Consider the following 14,240-nt stretch of genomic DNA (forward strand, 5'->3'; position numbering starts at 1 on the left):
GGCAAACCTCCTCGGGATGTTTTTTGGAAACGACGACCGCGAAGCATAGCATCCGCGAACCCCGCGCGACGCCGGTTCAGGCACGCGCGAAGAACCAGAGATTCGTCACCGCGAGCGGTCCGGCGGCGAACGCCGCCCGCGTCACACCTTCGATCGCCGCCACGTCGCGCAGCGGCGCGGCGCCGTCTTGCCCGAAACAATCGTAGCCCGCGTCGAGCAGGCCCTGCGCGAGTGAACGATAACCGGCGAGCGGCGCGAACTGCGAGAACTCGATGTAGTACGAACGCACGCGCCCGCGCAGTGCGATGAGCGCTTGCCGCAACAGCGGCTCGCTGCCTTCGATGTCGATCTTCACGAAATCGGCGCTCGCGACACCGCAGCGGTCCAGCAGCGCATCGAGGCGCTCGCATGGAACTCGTTCGGCATGCGGGGTGCCGTCCGGCACGACGCGCGCCATCGGGCCGAGCGTGCCCGCGATCTCCACCGTCCCGCTACGGTCGCCCACCGCGCTGCGCACGATCTCGAAATCCTCGATCGAAAAAGTCTGTGCCGACGCGTTGGTGCGGAGCACCCGGGCGTTCAGCGACGACGGCTCGATCGCGATGACGCGCGCGCGCGGGAACTCGCGCTTGAACCACAACGCGATCTCGCCGAAGTTCGCGCCGATGTCGATCATCGTCGACACCTCGATACCCCTCCCTGCGAGGACCGCCGCGAGCGCCTCGCCCTGATTGCGGCACGCCGCGCCCGAGCTCTTCAGGTACCCCGACGTGTACGAGATCTCCATCCGTACGCCGCCCACGTCGACAAAGACGCCGTCGGGCCGGACCGTGATGTCGTCGCGGAATTCGCAGAGCTGGATCGCGCGATGCAGCCGGGCGGCCAACGCGTGCATCGCTTCGGCGCGCAGGTGGCGATACCCGGGCGCGGTGAGACCGCGTGCGGACAGCGCCTCGAGAAGATCGAGCGGATCGGTCATGCCGCTCGCGTCGAGCGCCGCGGCGAGCACCTCGTAGCGCACCTGCCGGCTCATGACCGGTTTCGAGCCGAGAGCGCAGTCAACGCAGCGTCGATTGCGGCACGACTTCCGCGCGCTGCGGCGCGGGCGCCGACGGGCGCGGCTCGGCGAACGGCGACAGCGCGCGCGGCAGGGATGAAACCACGGCGAGCGTCTGTTTCTCGTTCAGCGGCACGTAGATCAGGCTGACCTGCGTCTCGCTGATCGAATCGACGCGATAGACGCCTTCGAGGGTGTCGCCCTGCTTCGCCGTAATGATCCTGTCACCTCGCGCGAGGAAAACGTAGACCGTTCCGTCCTGCAACATCCTTCCCGCGAACGTGTACGGCAGCGGCGGCGCCACGGGCTTCGGCGGTGGCGGCGGCGGGCCCGGCTTGACTTTCGGCGGCGGAGGTTCCCACGAATGGCTGGAGAAGAGAGACGAGCCTGTTTCGGCGAGGCCGCCGCGCGTCGGCAACGCGGGGCCGGCGGGCTGCTCGGGCGCGGCCGGCTGAGCGGTAGCGGTCGCCGCGGCGACCACGTGCGCCGTCGCCTTGCGCGCCGCGGTTTTCTCGTCGCCGGAGTAGGTATACGCGAGCGCACCCGCCCCCGCGAGGGCGGCGGTCAGCAAGACGGGTCTGATCGGGATGCGCATGGCAAAGTCGTGGGGCTCACGCCCTGCCGCAAGCTCTTGATGGTGGCGATTCTCGCACAGGCGCGCGACAGGGGGCTGTATATAATCCTCGCACAAGGGGGAATGGTGCACTGCTACATTCTTAAGACAATGAATCCCCAGCGCGGCTTCACGCTCCTCGAGCTGTTGGTGGTCGTCGCGATCATCGGCCTGCTCGCAGGTTATGTCGCGCCGCGCTACTTCGGTCAGGTCGGCAAGTCCGAAGTGAACGCCGCGAAAGCGCAGATGGACGCGCTCGAAAAAGCGCTCGATCAATACCGTCTCGACACCGGACGCTATCCGACGATGGAAGCGGGCCTGAACGCGCTCGTCACCAAGCCGCAGAACGAGGCGAAATGGAACGGCCCGTACTTACGCAAGGCGGTGCCGAACGATCCGTGGGGCAAGCCCTACCTCTACAAGATTCCCGGCGACAAAGGCGATTACGACCTGGTCTCGTACGGCAAGGACGGCCAGCCCGGCGGCGACGGCGAGAACGCCGACCTCACGAATCACTGACCGCCGCCTTCACCTCACGCGATGCGCTTCGAGCTACGCGCGATCAGCCCCGACGGACGCCTCGAATCGCTCGACGTCCAGGCGCTCGATGAAGGCAGCGCGCGCGAGCAGGTGCTGGTGCGCGGCTACACCGTGCTCGCGGTGCGCCGCCGCGCGCGGCTCATCGCGCTCACCCGCGCCGGCGAGCGCTTTCCGCTGCTCCTTTTCAGCCAGGAGCTGCTGGTGCTGCTCGACGCGGGCCTGCCGCTCGTCGAAGCGATCGAGACGCTCGGCGAAAAAGAGAAGCGCGGCGACTTCAGGACGATCCTCGAGCGCGTCGTCGACATCCTGCGCCAGGGCCGCACACTCTCCGCCGCGCTCGACGAGTTTCCCGCGGTGTTTCCCACGCTCTTCGTGGCGACCGTGAAGGCGAGCGAGCGCACCAGCGATCTGCCGCAGGCGCTCGCCCGCTACGTCGCGTACCAGAACCAGATCGACGCGATCAAAAAGCGCGTCACCAACGCCGCGATCTATCCGGCGCTCCTGCTCGGCGTCGGCGGCCTGGTCGCGCTGTTCCTGCTCTTCTACGTCGTGCCGCGCTTCGCCAAGATCTACGAAGATCGCGTGACCGAGATGCCGATGGTCTCGCGCGCGCTGTTGTCGTGGGGACAGCTCGTCGAAGGTCACGGCATGCTGGCGCTGGGGTTTTTCGCGCTCGTCGCCGCCGCGCTCTTCTACGCTTTTCGCAACCCGCGCACGAAAGCCGCGATCGGCGACGCGATGTGGCGGCTGCCGGCGATCGGCGAGCGCATGAAGGTCTATCAGCTCGCGCGCTTCTACCGCACCATCGGGATGCTCTTGAAAGGTGGCATGCCGCTCGTCGCCGCCCTCGACATGGGCTCGCAGCTCCTGCACCCGGTGCTGCGCACCCGCCTGGGGAGCGCCAGCCGGTCCATCCGCGAAGGCCGCAGCGTCTCCGAATCGCTGGACGCGCACGGCCTGACCACGCCGGTCGCGCTGCGCATGCTCGGCGTGGGCGAAAAGAGCGGCAACATGGGCGAGATGATGGACAAGATCGCCCATTTCCACGACGAGGAGATGGGCCGCTGGATCGAGTGGTTCACGCGGCTGTTCGAGCCGCTGCTGATGGCTTTCATCGGACTGCTGATCGGCGGTATCGTGATCCTGATGTACATGCCGATCTTCGACCTCGTGGGCAGCCTCGGATGAACGCGCGCACCCTTCCCGACCGCATTCCCGACCAGGCGATCAGGGACGCCCGGGCGGCCGCCGCGGCGTCCAAGCGCCGGCTCGTCGACGTGCTCGAAGAGCGCATCGGCGACGAGCCCGACGTCTACATCGCGCGGCTCGGCGTCAACTTCCGCCTGCCGGTGCTCGCGATGGATCAGCTTCGCCGCTCGACGCCGGCGTTCGACCTTTTGCCTTTCAGCGAATGCACCCAGCGCTCGTGCGTGCTGCTCCAGGGCGAGCGGCGGCTGTGGCTGGCCGCGGACGATCCCTTCTCGGCGGAATTGCAGGCGTGGGCCGACGAGCGCATCGCCGAGCCGTTCTCGTGGTGCCTCGTGCATCGCGGCGACCTCGTCGCTTTCCTCGCCAGCCACGAGGAGACGCTGCGCGCGCTCGATGCCGTGCCGGCCCACGTGGAGACGCGCGGCCCCGACGACGAGCGCGTCGAAGACCTCAGCTTGCGCGCGATCAGCGAGGAGACCAGCGAGGTCGTGCGCCTCGTGCGCTCGACGCTGCGCGACGCGCTGATGCTCGGCGCGAGCGACGTGCACCTCGAAGCCGTCGCGACCGGGCTGGTCATCAAGTTCCGTATCGACGGCATCCTCACCCAGATCAAGGCGATCAACGACGTGCCGCAGTCCGAGCAGGCGATCGCGCGAGTCAAGGTGCTGGCCGAGCTCGACATCACCGAGCGCCGCGTGCCGCAGGACGGACGCTTCAAGGCGCTCGACCGCGGCCGCGCGGTGGATTTCCGCGTGTCGGTCATGCCGAGCATCCACGGCGAGGATGCGGTGCTGCGTATCCTCGACAAGCAGTCGCTGTACGAGGCGACCCGCCAGCAGCTCTCGCTCGACAGTCTCGGTTTCGAGCAGGAAGACATCGACGCGCTTCGACGCCAGTCGCACGAGCCGTACGGCATGCTGCTCGTCACCGGCCCGACCGGCAGCGGCAAGACGACGACGCTGTACGCGGCGATCACCGAGATCAACAACGGCCAGGACAAGATCGTCACGATCGAGGACCCGGTCGAATACCAGCTGCCCGGCGTGCTGCAGATCCCGGTCAACGAGAAGAAAGGCCTCACTTTCTCGAGAGGCTTGCGCTCGATATTGCGCCATGACCCGGACAAGATCATGGTAGGCGAGATCCGCGATCCCGACACCGCGAACATCGCGGTGCAGTCGGCGCTGACCGGCCACCTCGTCTTCACCACGGTGCACGCGAACAACGTCTTCGACGTGATCGGCCGCTTCATGCACATGAACGTCGATCTCTACAGCTTCGTGTCGGCGCTGAACGCGATCCTCGCGCAGCGGCTGGTGCGGCTGGTGTGCCCGTCCTGCGCCGAAGACGATCACCCGAGCGAAGAGCAGTTGCGCGAAGCGGGGATCAGCCCGCAGGAAGCCTCGGACTTTCGCTTCCGCATCGGCCGCGGGTGCCGGGAGTGCCGGGGATCGGGTTACAAAGGACGGCGCGCGATCGCCGAGCTCCTCATCCTGAACGACGAGATCCGCGAGCTCATCACCACGCGCGCGCCGATGCGCAAGCTGAAGGATGCGGCGCAGGCTTACGGCACGCGCTTTCTGCGCGCCGCCGCGATCGACGCGGTGAAACGCGGCGATACCACGCTTTCGGAGATCAACCGTGTCACCTTTGTGGCGTGAGCGGCTCGCGAAGCTGACCGGATCGGCATGGCGCGACCGGGTCGCGAAGCTGGCGGTGTCACCGCTGTTGCGTGACCGGCTGCTGGTGGCGCTCGCGCCCGACTCGGTGTCGTGGGTGCGGCTCGCGGCGCTGCCGCGGCCGCACGCGATCGCGCGCGGCGCCGCCGACGCCGATCCCGGGCACGGCCGCGAGCCGTGGGCGGGCGCGGTCGCCGCCTTGCGCGTCGCCTCCGAGGCGTGGCAGCGCGAGCGCGTCGCGGTCACCGTCGTCCTGTCGAATCACTTCGTGCGCTACGCGCTGGTCGATGCGCCGCCGCGCGGCGTCAACCGCGAAGAAGAGCTCGCGCTGGCGCGATTTCATTTCGCGAAGCTGCACGGCGAGCGCGCCAGCGCGTGGGACGTGCGCGTGACGCCGGGGCGGCGCGGCACCCCGCGCGTCGCGAGCGCCGTCGACCGCGAGCTCATCACCGAGCTGCAATCGATCTTTCCGGGTGCGGCGCGGCCGCGGCTCGCCTCGGTGCAGCCCTATCTCATGTGCGCGTTCAACCGCTGGCGCGAGCGGCTCGGCGCGGGCGGCGGCTGGCTGGTGCTGCCCGAGCGGGGACGCGTGTGCATGGCGCTGCTCACCGGCGACGTCTGGCAGGCGCTGCAGAGCGCGCGCAGAGCGGGCGAGGCGCCGGACGACTGGCTCACCCTCCTCGACCGCGAAGCGCAGCGCGCGCCGGTGCAGCCGGTTCCGACCACCGTGCTCGCGCGCTCGGAGGCGCGAGTCGACGATACGGCGGTCGGACCATGGCAGCTCGTGACGCTGCATCCCCCGGGCATCGAAGGCATCGCCGACGCCGAGCGCGAGCGCTACGCGATGGCGCTGCACGCCGCATGAAACCGCGCCGCCTCGAGCTCGATCACCTGGCGACGGTCCGCCATCCGCGCTGGCCCGGTTACGCCCTGCTCGCCGTGTCGCTGATCGTCGCCGGCGAGATGATGCAGCGCTACCGGGAGGCGCAGGAAGAGACCGCGCGCTACGCGGCCACCCAGGGCCTGTTGCCGGCCAAGCGTCCGCCGCTGGCGAAAGTGCCCAAGCAGCGCGTCGACGAGCAGGCGAAGGAAGTCGACGCGGTGGTGCGGCAGCTCACGCTGCCGTGGGGCCCGTTGATCGAGACCCTCGAAAAAGCCGGCACCAGGGACGTCGCGATCCTCCAGCTCCAGCCCGAGGCGCAGTCGCGCGTGCTGCGCATCACCGCCGAAGCGCGCTCGCAGGACGCGATGGTCGACTACCTGAAGCGCCTCGCCGACGCGCGCGGGTTCGCGGGCGTGCACCTGCTCTCGCACCAGGTGCAGCAGGACGATCCGAACCGTCCGGTGCAGTTCGCCGCGCAGGCCTCGTTCAGGGGAATGCCGTGAACGCCGTGCGCGCGGTGCTCGACAGGCTCGGTCCGGCGGGCGTGATCTCGCTCGGCGTGCTGCTCTTCTGCGCGTTCTTTCACTACTCCACGGTGCGGCCGCTCGAGCGCGAGCTCGGCGCGCAGCGCAGCGCGGCCGAGCGCCTGAAGTCGCGCGCCCCGATCGAGCTGTCCAGCGCACCCGACAAGGCCGACGAGGTGCGCCGCTTCTACGAGCTCTTTCCGCCGGTCGCCCACCTGCCCGAGCAGCTCGAGCGCGTGTACGCGGTCGCGCGCGAAGCGGGACTCTCCATACAGCAGGGCGAATACCGCCTCGAATCGCGCGGCTCGGGCCTGTTCGCGTATCGCCTGACTTTCCCGGTGCGCGGCGAATATGCCCGGATCCGGCAATTCGTCGGCGTCATGCTCACCGACATGCCGATCGCGTCGATCGACGCGCTGCGCTTCGAGCGTAGGCGCGTCGGCGACACGCAGCTCGAAGGCCAGGTTCGGCTGTCGGTCTATTTCCGCCGCGAAGGTGACGAAGAGATCGCGGCCTCGGGTGCGGCGCCGGGTTTCTCCGCGCCGCGCGAGTCCGCGCCGTTGCCGCGCGACAGCGCGCCGCCCGCGCGCGACACTGCATCACCGCGCAGCAGCGCGCCGCCCGCGCCGCCGCCGAAAGAGGAACCGGAGCTATGACCTCCCTTGCCCGACTGACCCTCATCGCCGCGGCGCTCGTGCTGCTCGCGGCGTGCGAGATCTTCGATCCGGTCATCAAGAACTCGCAGAGCCTCTTCAACGACGGCCGCGGCGAGGAAGCGCTGGCGCTGCTCGACAAGGCCTCGCGCGACAAGCCCGACCGCTACGCCTATCGCGCGGAGTATTTCAGGCAGCGCGACATCCTCATCTCGCGCTGGCTGGTGCAGGCCGAGGCGCTCCAGCAATCCGGACAGCTCGACATCGCCGGCAGCGTCTACAAGCGCGTCCTCGGCTATGACGAGGCGAACGCGCGCGCCCGCACGGGTCTCGCGCAGATCGAGCGCGATCTGCGCCATCGCACGCTGCTGACCGACGCCGAGACCGCTTTCAAGCAGGGCCGCTACGCCGACGCCGGCGACCTCCTGCGCCGCGTGCTCATTGAGAACCCGCAGAATCGCGACGCGCGCCGCCTTCAGCGCACGCTCGAGGAACGGACGGCCAAGCCCGCGGTGACCGTGCCGCGGCTGGCGGCGTCGGCGCAGAAGCCGATCACGATCGAGCTTCGCGACGTGCCGGTGCGCACCGTCTTCGACGTGATCTCGCGCGCCATCGGCATCAACTTCGTCTTCGACAAGGACGTCAGGAGCGATCTGCGGACCTCGATCGCCATCCAGGACGCCAACGCCGAGGAAGTGATACGCCTGGTGCTGGCGACCAACCAGCTCGAGCAGAAGATCGTCAACGAGCGCACCATCCTCGTCTTCCCGCGCACCCCGCAAAAGCTCCAGGAGCACCAGGAGCTCGTCGTGCGCAGCTTCTACCTCGCGAACGCGGACGTGAAGCAGACCGCGAACATGATCCGCACCATCGTCAAGACGCGCGACATCTTCATCGACGAGAAGCTCAACATGCTCGTCATCAAGGACACGCCGAACGCGATCCGGCTCGCCGAGAAGCTCGTCGCCGCGCAGGACCTCGCCGATCCGGAAGTCATGCTCGAAGTGGAGGTCCTCGAGATCGGCCGGAGCCGCCTCCTCGACCTCGGCATGAAGTTTCCCGATTTCCTGTCGGCCAGCATCATCGGTCCTTCGGGCGGCGCGGGCACGATCACGCTGGACGAGTACCACAACCGCAGCAACGACATGCTGCGCTTCACCTTCAACAACCCGCTCCTGCTGCTCCAGCTCAAGCAGCAGGACGGCACGACCAACGTGCTCGCCAACCCGCGCATCCGCGTGAGGAACAAGGGCAAGGCGCGCATCCACATCGGCGACCGCGTGCCGGTCATCACCACCACCGCCGCGGCCTCGGGCGGTTTCGTCTCGGAGAACGTGAGCTATCTCGACGTCGGCCTGAAGCTCGAGGTCGAGCCGATCATCCACCTCGCGGACGAGGTCGCGATCAACGTGGGGCTCGAGGTGAGCAACATCGTCAAGGAAGTGCGCACGACGAGCTCCGCGGGCTCGGGCAGCGTCGCCTACCAGATCGGCACGCGCAACGCCGCGACGGTGCTGCGGCTCAAGGACGGCGAAACGCAGGTGCTCGCCGGCCTCATCAGCGACGAAGACCGCCGAACCGCCGACCGCGTCCCCGGCCTCGGCGACCTGCCGGTCGCGGGCCGCCTCTTCTCGCAGACGCACGACAGCCGCACCAAGACCGAGATCGTGCTCCTGATCACGCCGCGCTTGCTGCGCACCCTCGACCGGCCGGAGCAGCGTGCGCTCGAGTTCGCCGCGGGCACCGAAACCTCCGCCGGGGCGCCGGGCGCTGCGACGCCTTTCATTCCCCCACGGCCGGAGAGCAAGCCCGAAGCGAAGCCCATCGCGCCGCCGCCCGCCGGGCCCGCGCCGAGCGGACCGCAGCCCCAGCCTTTCACCACGCCGCCGGGCGCGACGTTCAGCCCTTCGACACCCTCGACACCCACGACCTCGCCGCCTGCGGGAAGCGGCGCCACGCCGGTGCCGTTCGGCGGCGTACAGACCCCGCCCAGATGACGCGGTCGGCCGCGGCGCACGGCTTCACCCTGATCGAGCTCGTCATCACGCTCGCGATCGTCGCGCTGCTCGCCTCGATCGCCATGCCGCTCGCCGACCTCACCGTCCAGCGCACGAAAGAACAGGAACTGCGGCGGAGCTTGCGCGACCTCCGCGACGGCATCGACGCGTACAAACAGGCGAGCGACGACGGCCGCATCCTCAAGAAGCCGAACGAATCGGGCTACCCGCACCGGCTCGAGGAGCTCGTCGACGGCGTCGAAGACCTGAAGAATCCGAAGAAGGAGAAGATCTACTTCCTGCGGCGCATCCCGCGCGATCCGTTGGCGACCGACGGCGAGCTCAGCGCCGCGCAGACCTGGGGCAAGCGCAGCTACGCGAGCCCGCCCGACGAGCCCAAGGAAGGCGACGACGTCTTCGACGTCTACACCCTCGCGCCGGGGCGCGGCATCAACGGCAGGCCCTACCGGGAATGGTGACGCGCCGCCGCGGCTTTACGCTCATCGAGCTCCTCGTCGTGCTCGCGATCATCGCGACGCTGCTCACCATCGCGCTGCCGCGCTACTTCGGCAGCGTCGACAAGTCCAAGGAAGCGGTGTTGAAGGAGAACCTCTACGTCACGCGCGACGCGATCGGGAAGTACTACGCCGACAAGGGCAAATACCCCGAGTCGCTCGACGCGCTCGCGAACGACAAGTACCTGCGCAACCTCCCCGTCGATCCGATCACCGAGAGCAGCGCGACGTGGGTGGTCGTGCCGCCCGACGATCCGAAGAAAGGCGCCGTCTACGACATCCGCAGCGGCGCGCCGGGAAACGCGTCCGACGGCAGGCCGTACTCGGAGTGGTGATGCGCAAGCGACGCTGCGGCGGGTTCACCTATCTCTTCGCGCTCTTCATCGTCGCGTTCATGGGCGTGGGCGCGATGGCGATCGGCACCGCGTGGGACAGCGCCGCGAAGCGCGAGCGCGAAGCCGAGCTCCTCTTCGTCGGCAACTCGTATCGCCTCGCGATCCAGCGTTATTACCTCGCGGGACAGCGGCGTTATCCCGCAACGCTCCAGGACCTCGTCAAGGATCCGCGCACGCCGGCCACGCAACGCTACATCCGCCGGCTCTATGCCGACCCGATCACCAACAGCAACGAGTGGGGCATCGTGAAAGCGCCCGACGGCGGCGTGATGGGCGTCTTCAGCAAGTCGGAGGACGCGCCGATCAAGACCACGAACTTCAAGACGCGCGATCGCGACTTCGAGCGCGGGACGAAGTATGTCGATTGGAAGTTCGTCTATACGCCTGCTGCACCCAAGCCGGCTGCCGGCGCGCCCACGCCGCCGCAGGCTGCCCCACCTCAAGGCTCGACGCCTCCCGCCACGCTCACACCCGCGGCCAAGTAAGAGTTCCTCTTCGAGATTCGCCGTGCCCGTGCGGAATATCGCGCGCCGCGCAGTGTTTTAACCGGTGCAGCTTGCATTCGGCGAAAGGGGATCGAATCGCATTCGCCGCATTGCTGCGTCATGACCGCGCGCGCGCGAGCCGGCCGCGCGCGTTCACTCGCATCGCAAACGCACACCCCAGGAGGCTCGCATGAACACAACACTGAAGCTTTGTCTGTTGTCGCTCGCGCTCGGCGCTTCGTTCGCGGCGAACGCCGACGATCGTCTCGTCCGCTTCGACGGCGGCATCGGTTCGCAGCCGCTCAGGGCCGGCGGTCTCGTCAACGACGTCAACGGCGTGCCGCCCGGCGGGCGTCCGTGGGTGATCGAGCGTCTCACCGCCGACGTGCGCACCGACGGCCGCGTGCGCGTGGACGGCCGCGGGCTCGTGCTCGGCGGCGGCAACAACATCGGCACGCCCGGGGGGCAGAGCGTGCGCGTGACGCTCTTCTGCGGCGGCGTTCCGTTCGTCGGCGCGCAGCTCGTGCCGCTCGAGGCGAACGGCGACTTCCGCATCGACGACCAGCTCGCGGGGCTGCCGAACCCGTGCGCGACGCCCATCCTGCTCATCGTGAGCGGCGGCGGCAGCTGGTTCGCCGCCGGTATCCCGAAGCCATAAAAGAAAACGCCGGCGCACACCGCGCGCGCCGGCGTTATTCCATCGCGGGCGATCAGCGGGTCGCTATCGTACGGCAGTCGATCGCGTGGCGCCCGCGCTCGGCGAGCTGCGCGCCGGTGGAAGGATCGCGTTGCCGGGACACACGCACGGTGATGCCGTCCAGCGTCAGCACCTTCTGCGCCGACGACCACTGGAGCTCGAGCTGGACCGGCCGCGTCTGCTGCGTGAGGAAGGCCGGCAGCACGTCCTCGCTGTTGAACTGCACGGTCATGTTCGGGGCAAGCACGTTGTTGCCGGGTCCGATATTCCCTTCCTCCGACGGCGGCAGCGTCGAGCTCGCCGAGTCGAACAGCGTCGCGCCGTTCGCGTCGAACACGCGCAGCCGGTCGAGCGTGATCGATTGCGTCGAATCGAAATTGCGGAACACCCACGAGGTGAACTGTATCTCGCTGCCGGCCAAGCGCAGGAAGTGATTCCCGCCGCAGCGCATGGTTCCCTGCCGCGCGGTGGCGGCGCCTTCCGAGCGATCCGCATACGCGGCACAGGCGAACGACGACAGGACAGCAGCGAGCAGGACGGACGAAGTCTTCTTCAGCATCTCTGGTCACTCCTTTGGTTTCATGATGATGTACGGCCGAAACGGCGCGCCCGAAGAGCTTAAGCCGCATCGCGCGCGAGTCAATCGGCGCAAAGTAGCGGACAATACGGTCACCACTCTAACGACGAGACCATGAAGTGAACGCCACGCAGCAGATCGCGCAGTTCATCGCGCGCACGACCTACGACAAGATTCCGCGCCCGGTGCTCGACGCCACGCGCACGATCATCCTCGACGGGCTCGCCAACGTGCTCGCGGGATCGGGACAGGCCGCACCGACCAAAGTCCGCGGCTTCGTCGAGCGCCTCGGCGGGCGTCCCGACTGCACCGTCGTGGGCGCGTCGTTTCGCACCAACCCGCCGCTCGCGGCGCTCGCCAACGGCGCGTCGATGCACGTGCTCGACTACGAGCCGCAGGGCATTCCGTCGACGCACGGCACTTCCACGCTGTTGCCCGGCATCCTCGCGCTCGCGGAGGTGAACGGCGCATCGGGGCGCGATGTGCTCACCGCGTTCGCCATCGCGTGGGAAGTGCAGCAGCGCATCGCGATGGCGGCGCGCAATGCCGAGTCGCGCCCTTTCCATCCGCCCGGCATCTACGGTCCGCCCGCATCCGCCGCGGGCTGCGCGAAGCTCCTCGCTTTGCCCGAGGACAAAGTGCGCGTGGCGCTCGGCATCGCCGGCGGGCGCACGGGAGGTCTGTATGCGAACAACGGGACGATGACCAAGTCGACGACGCCCGGCAATTCGGGACGCATGGGCGTCGAAGCGGCGCTGCTCGCGGCGGAAGGTTTCACGGCCAACGATTCGATCTTCGAGACCGGCCGCGGCTACGTCGAGGTCCTGTTCGGCGACGACTTCGAGTGGGACGCGTTGCTCGGAGGTCTGGGCGAGACGTGGAACCTCCAGCAGCACGGTTTCAACATCAAGCGCTATCCCGCGCAGATCGGCATGCAGTGGGTGACCGAAGCGGTGGTGCTCCTGCGTGAGAAGAACGCGCTACGCGCCGAAGACGTGGAATGGCTCGAGCTGGAAGTGCCGGCCAAGCGCGCGCAGGTATCGAATCCGCGAGTCGCCACCGGGCTCGCGGGCAAGTTCAGCATCGAGTATTGCGCCGCTGTCGCGCTCACGCAGGATCGCGTGGGCATCGATGCGTTCACCGACAAGGTGCGGTTCTCGGCAGACCTCGAGGACGCGCTGAACAAGATTCGCCTGAAGCCCAATCCCGATATCGCCATCTCGTCGCTGACGACGTGGGTGCAGGCGAGCGCCGGTCTCAAGGGCGGCAAGGTGGTGACCGAGCGCTGCGACGCTTTCCGCGGCTCCTCGCGCAATCCGATCGACCGCGAGGCGCACCTCGTCAAAGTGCGCGACTGCATGTCGCGCGCGCTGCCGGAAGACAGGATGGAGAAGCTGATCGGCCTCGTGGAGAAGCTGGACGATCTCGACGACGCGCGGGTGCTGGTCCGCGCGCTGGCCGGCGACTAGCCTCAGCGCCCGCGCCACTGCGGGTCGCGCTTCTCCACGAACGCGCGCACGCCTTCGGCGCGGTCTTCGCTGAGATAGGGATTCATCCCCGGATCGAGCCGCAGCGCCGCGAACACCGGCAGGTCGGCGCCTTTGACCACCATCTGCTTGTAGCGGCGCAGCGTGACCGGCGCGTTCTTCGCCAGCTTGCGCGCGAACGCATCGACCGTCTCCGCGAGCTTGTCTCCCGGCACGACCGTGTTGAGCAAGCCCCATGCGTGCGCCTGCTGCGCGGTGATCGGCTCGGCGGTGTAGAGCATCTGAAACGCGAGCGCGCGCGGGATGAGCCGCGGCAGCAGCACCGACGCGAAGTTGGCGCCCATGCCGCGCTTCGCTTCGGGGAGACAGAGCTTCACGTGATCGGCGGCGATGCGGATGTCGCATGCCAGCGCAAGCTCGAGCCCGCCGCCGTACGCAAGCCCGTTCAACGCCGCGATCGTCGGCTTGTAAGTCTCGAGGATCGTCTCGTAGACGTTGCGCTCGGGACCGGTCATCGGCACCGGAAAACGCGTCCCCGCGCGCGTGCGCGCGTCGTTCTCCTTGAGATCACCGCCGGCGCAGAACGCCTGGTCGCCGGTGCCGGTCAGGATCACCACCCACACGTCGGGATTCACCGCTGCGTCTGTGAATGCCTCGATGAGCCCGCGCCGCACCCCGACGCCGATCGCATTGCGGCGCTCGGGCCGGTCGATGGTGATGCGGGCGATGTGGTCGGCGATATCGTAGCGGACGTCGGTCGAGGCGCCGGGCGTTTCGCTCATGAGGTCGACTCCAAAAAAGACAACGGCCGGCATGAGATGCCGGCCGTTCCGATGATATCTGGTCGGGGCGAGAGGATTTGAACCTCCGACCACCTGCACCCCATGCAGGTACGCTACCAGGCTGCGCTACGCCCCGAGGACCCGAAT

The 14,240-nt window shown here is 68.2% G+C and carries 16 protein-coding genes and 1 tRNA gene; 12 read left to right on the forward strand and 5 right to left on the reverse strand.

Annotated elements, in window-relative coordinates:
• Positions 1-76 precede the first annotated feature (76 nt).
• Together VHP37_24010 and VHP37_24015 are read right to left on the reverse strand one after the other, a co-directional pair.
• The gene (locus tag VHP37_24010; GenBank protein ID HEX2829433.1) at positions 77-1,033 is read right to left on the reverse strand and encodes an FkbM family methyltransferase; all 957 of its coding nucleotides are present in this window, start codon (positions 1,031-1,033) and stop codon (positions 77-79) included.
• A 25-nt stretch (positions 1,034-1,058) separates the two neighbouring features.
• Positions 1,059-1,628 carry a hypothetical protein gene (locus VHP37_24015; protein HEX2829434.1) on the reverse strand — a complete coding sequence of 190 codons (570 nt, stop codon included), beginning with the start codon at positions 1,626-1,628 and terminating at the stop codon, positions 1,059-1,061.
• A gap of 153 nt (positions 1,629-1,781) precedes the next feature.
• On the opposite strand from VHP37_24015, the gene gspG reads away from it, so the two are divergent.
• From gspG to VHP37_24070, 11 genes are all read left to right on the forward strand, one after another.
• On the forward strand, positions 1,782-2,189 hold the full coding sequence (gspG, locus tag VHP37_24020; protein HEX2829435.1) for a type II secretion system major pseudopilin GspG: 408 nt from the start codon (positions 1,782-1,784) through the stop codon (positions 2,187-2,189).
• 21 nt (positions 2,190-2,210) lie between these two features.
• Positions 2,211-3,398, forward strand: coding sequence for a type II secretion system F family protein (locus VHP37_24025; protein HEX2829436.1), 1,188 nt, complete (start codon positions 2,211-2,213; stop codon positions 3,396-3,398).
• Positions 3,395-5,080: a GspE/PulE family protein gene (locus tag VHP37_24030; GenBank protein ID HEX2829437.1), complete on the forward strand. Its 1,686-nt coding sequence runs from the start codon at positions 3,395-3,397 to the stop codon at positions 5,078-5,080. Before VHP37_24025 ends, VHP37_24030 begins: the two co-directional genes overlap by 4 nt.
• Positions 5,061-5,963: a hypothetical protein gene (locus tag VHP37_24035; GenBank protein HEX2829438.1), complete on the forward strand. Its 903-nt coding sequence runs from the start codon at positions 5,061-5,063 to the stop codon at positions 5,961-5,963. The genes VHP37_24030 and VHP37_24035 overlap by 20 nt, the downstream gene beginning before the upstream one ends.
• On the forward strand, positions 5,960-6,484 hold the full coding sequence (locus tag VHP37_24040) for a hypothetical protein (GenBank protein HEX2829439.1): 525 nt from the start codon (positions 5,960-5,962) through the stop codon (positions 6,482-6,484). Before VHP37_24035 ends, VHP37_24040 begins: the two co-directional genes overlap by 4 nt.
• Positions 6,481-7,161, forward strand: coding sequence for a hypothetical protein (locus VHP37_24045; GenBank protein HEX2829440.1), 681 nt, complete (start codon positions 6,481-6,483; stop codon positions 7,159-7,161). The genes VHP37_24040 and VHP37_24045 overlap by 4 nt, the downstream gene beginning before the upstream one ends.
• Entirely contained in the window at positions 7,158-9,155 is a 1,998-nt protein-coding gene (locus VHP37_24050; protein ID HEX2829441.1) for a secretin N-terminal domain-containing protein, read from the forward strand. Before VHP37_24045 ends, VHP37_24050 begins: the two co-directional genes overlap by 4 nt.
• Positions 9,152-9,634: a type II secretion system protein gene (locus VHP37_24055; GenBank protein HEX2829442.1), complete on the forward strand. Its 483-nt coding sequence runs from the start codon at positions 9,152-9,154 to the stop codon at positions 9,632-9,634. Before VHP37_24050 ends, VHP37_24055 begins: the two co-directional genes overlap by 4 nt.
• Positions 9,628-10,005, forward strand: coding sequence for a type II secretion system protein (locus VHP37_24060; GenBank protein HEX2829443.1), 378 nt, complete (start codon positions 9,628-9,630; stop codon positions 10,003-10,005). The genes VHP37_24055 and VHP37_24060 overlap by 7 nt, the downstream gene beginning before the upstream one ends.
• Positions 10,005-10,550 (forward strand): type II secretion system protein, encoded by a 546-nt coding sequence (locus VHP37_24065; GenBank protein HEX2829444.1) that lies wholly within the window; start codon positions 10,005-10,007, stop codon positions 10,548-10,550. The genes VHP37_24060 and VHP37_24065 overlap by 1 nt, the downstream gene beginning before the upstream one ends.
• A gap of 190 nt (positions 10,551-10,740) precedes the next feature.
• Entirely contained in the window at positions 10,741-11,208 is a 468-nt protein-coding gene (locus VHP37_24070) for a hypothetical protein (GenBank protein ID HEX2829445.1), read from the forward strand.
• A 52-nt stretch (positions 11,209-11,260) separates the two neighbouring features.
• Here the strand turns inward: VHP37_24070 and VHP37_24075 are convergent, their stop codons facing one another.
• Complete coding sequence (locus VHP37_24075) at positions 11,261-11,806, reverse strand: hypothetical protein (GenBank protein HEX2829446.1); 546 nt, start codon at positions 11,804-11,806, stop codon at positions 11,261-11,263.
• Positions 11,807-11,943: 137 nt separating this feature from the next.
• Here VHP37_24075 and VHP37_24080 point away from each other — a divergent pair, with 137 nt between their 5' ends.
• Positions 11,944-13,293: an MmgE/PrpD family protein gene (locus VHP37_24080; protein HEX2829447.1), complete on the forward strand. Its 1,350-nt coding sequence runs from the start codon at positions 11,944-11,946 to the stop codon at positions 13,291-13,293.
• A gap of 2 nt (positions 13,294-13,295) precedes the next feature.
• Here the strand turns inward: VHP37_24080 and VHP37_24085 are convergent, their stop codons facing one another.
• Complete coding sequence (locus VHP37_24085; protein HEX2829448.1) at positions 13,296-14,093, reverse strand: enoyl-CoA hydratase-related protein; 798 nt, start codon at positions 14,091-14,093, stop codon at positions 13,296-13,298.
• Positions 14,094-14,152: 59 nt separating this feature from the next.
• A tRNA-Pro gene (locus VHP37_24090) sits at positions 14,153-14,229 on the reverse strand.
• Positions 14,230-14,240: the final 11 nt, after the last annotated feature.

The organism is Burkholderiales bacterium, from assembly GCA_036262035.1.
Classification (GTDB): domain Bacteria; phylum Pseudomonadota; class Gammaproteobacteria; order Burkholderiales; family SG8-41; genus JAQGMV01.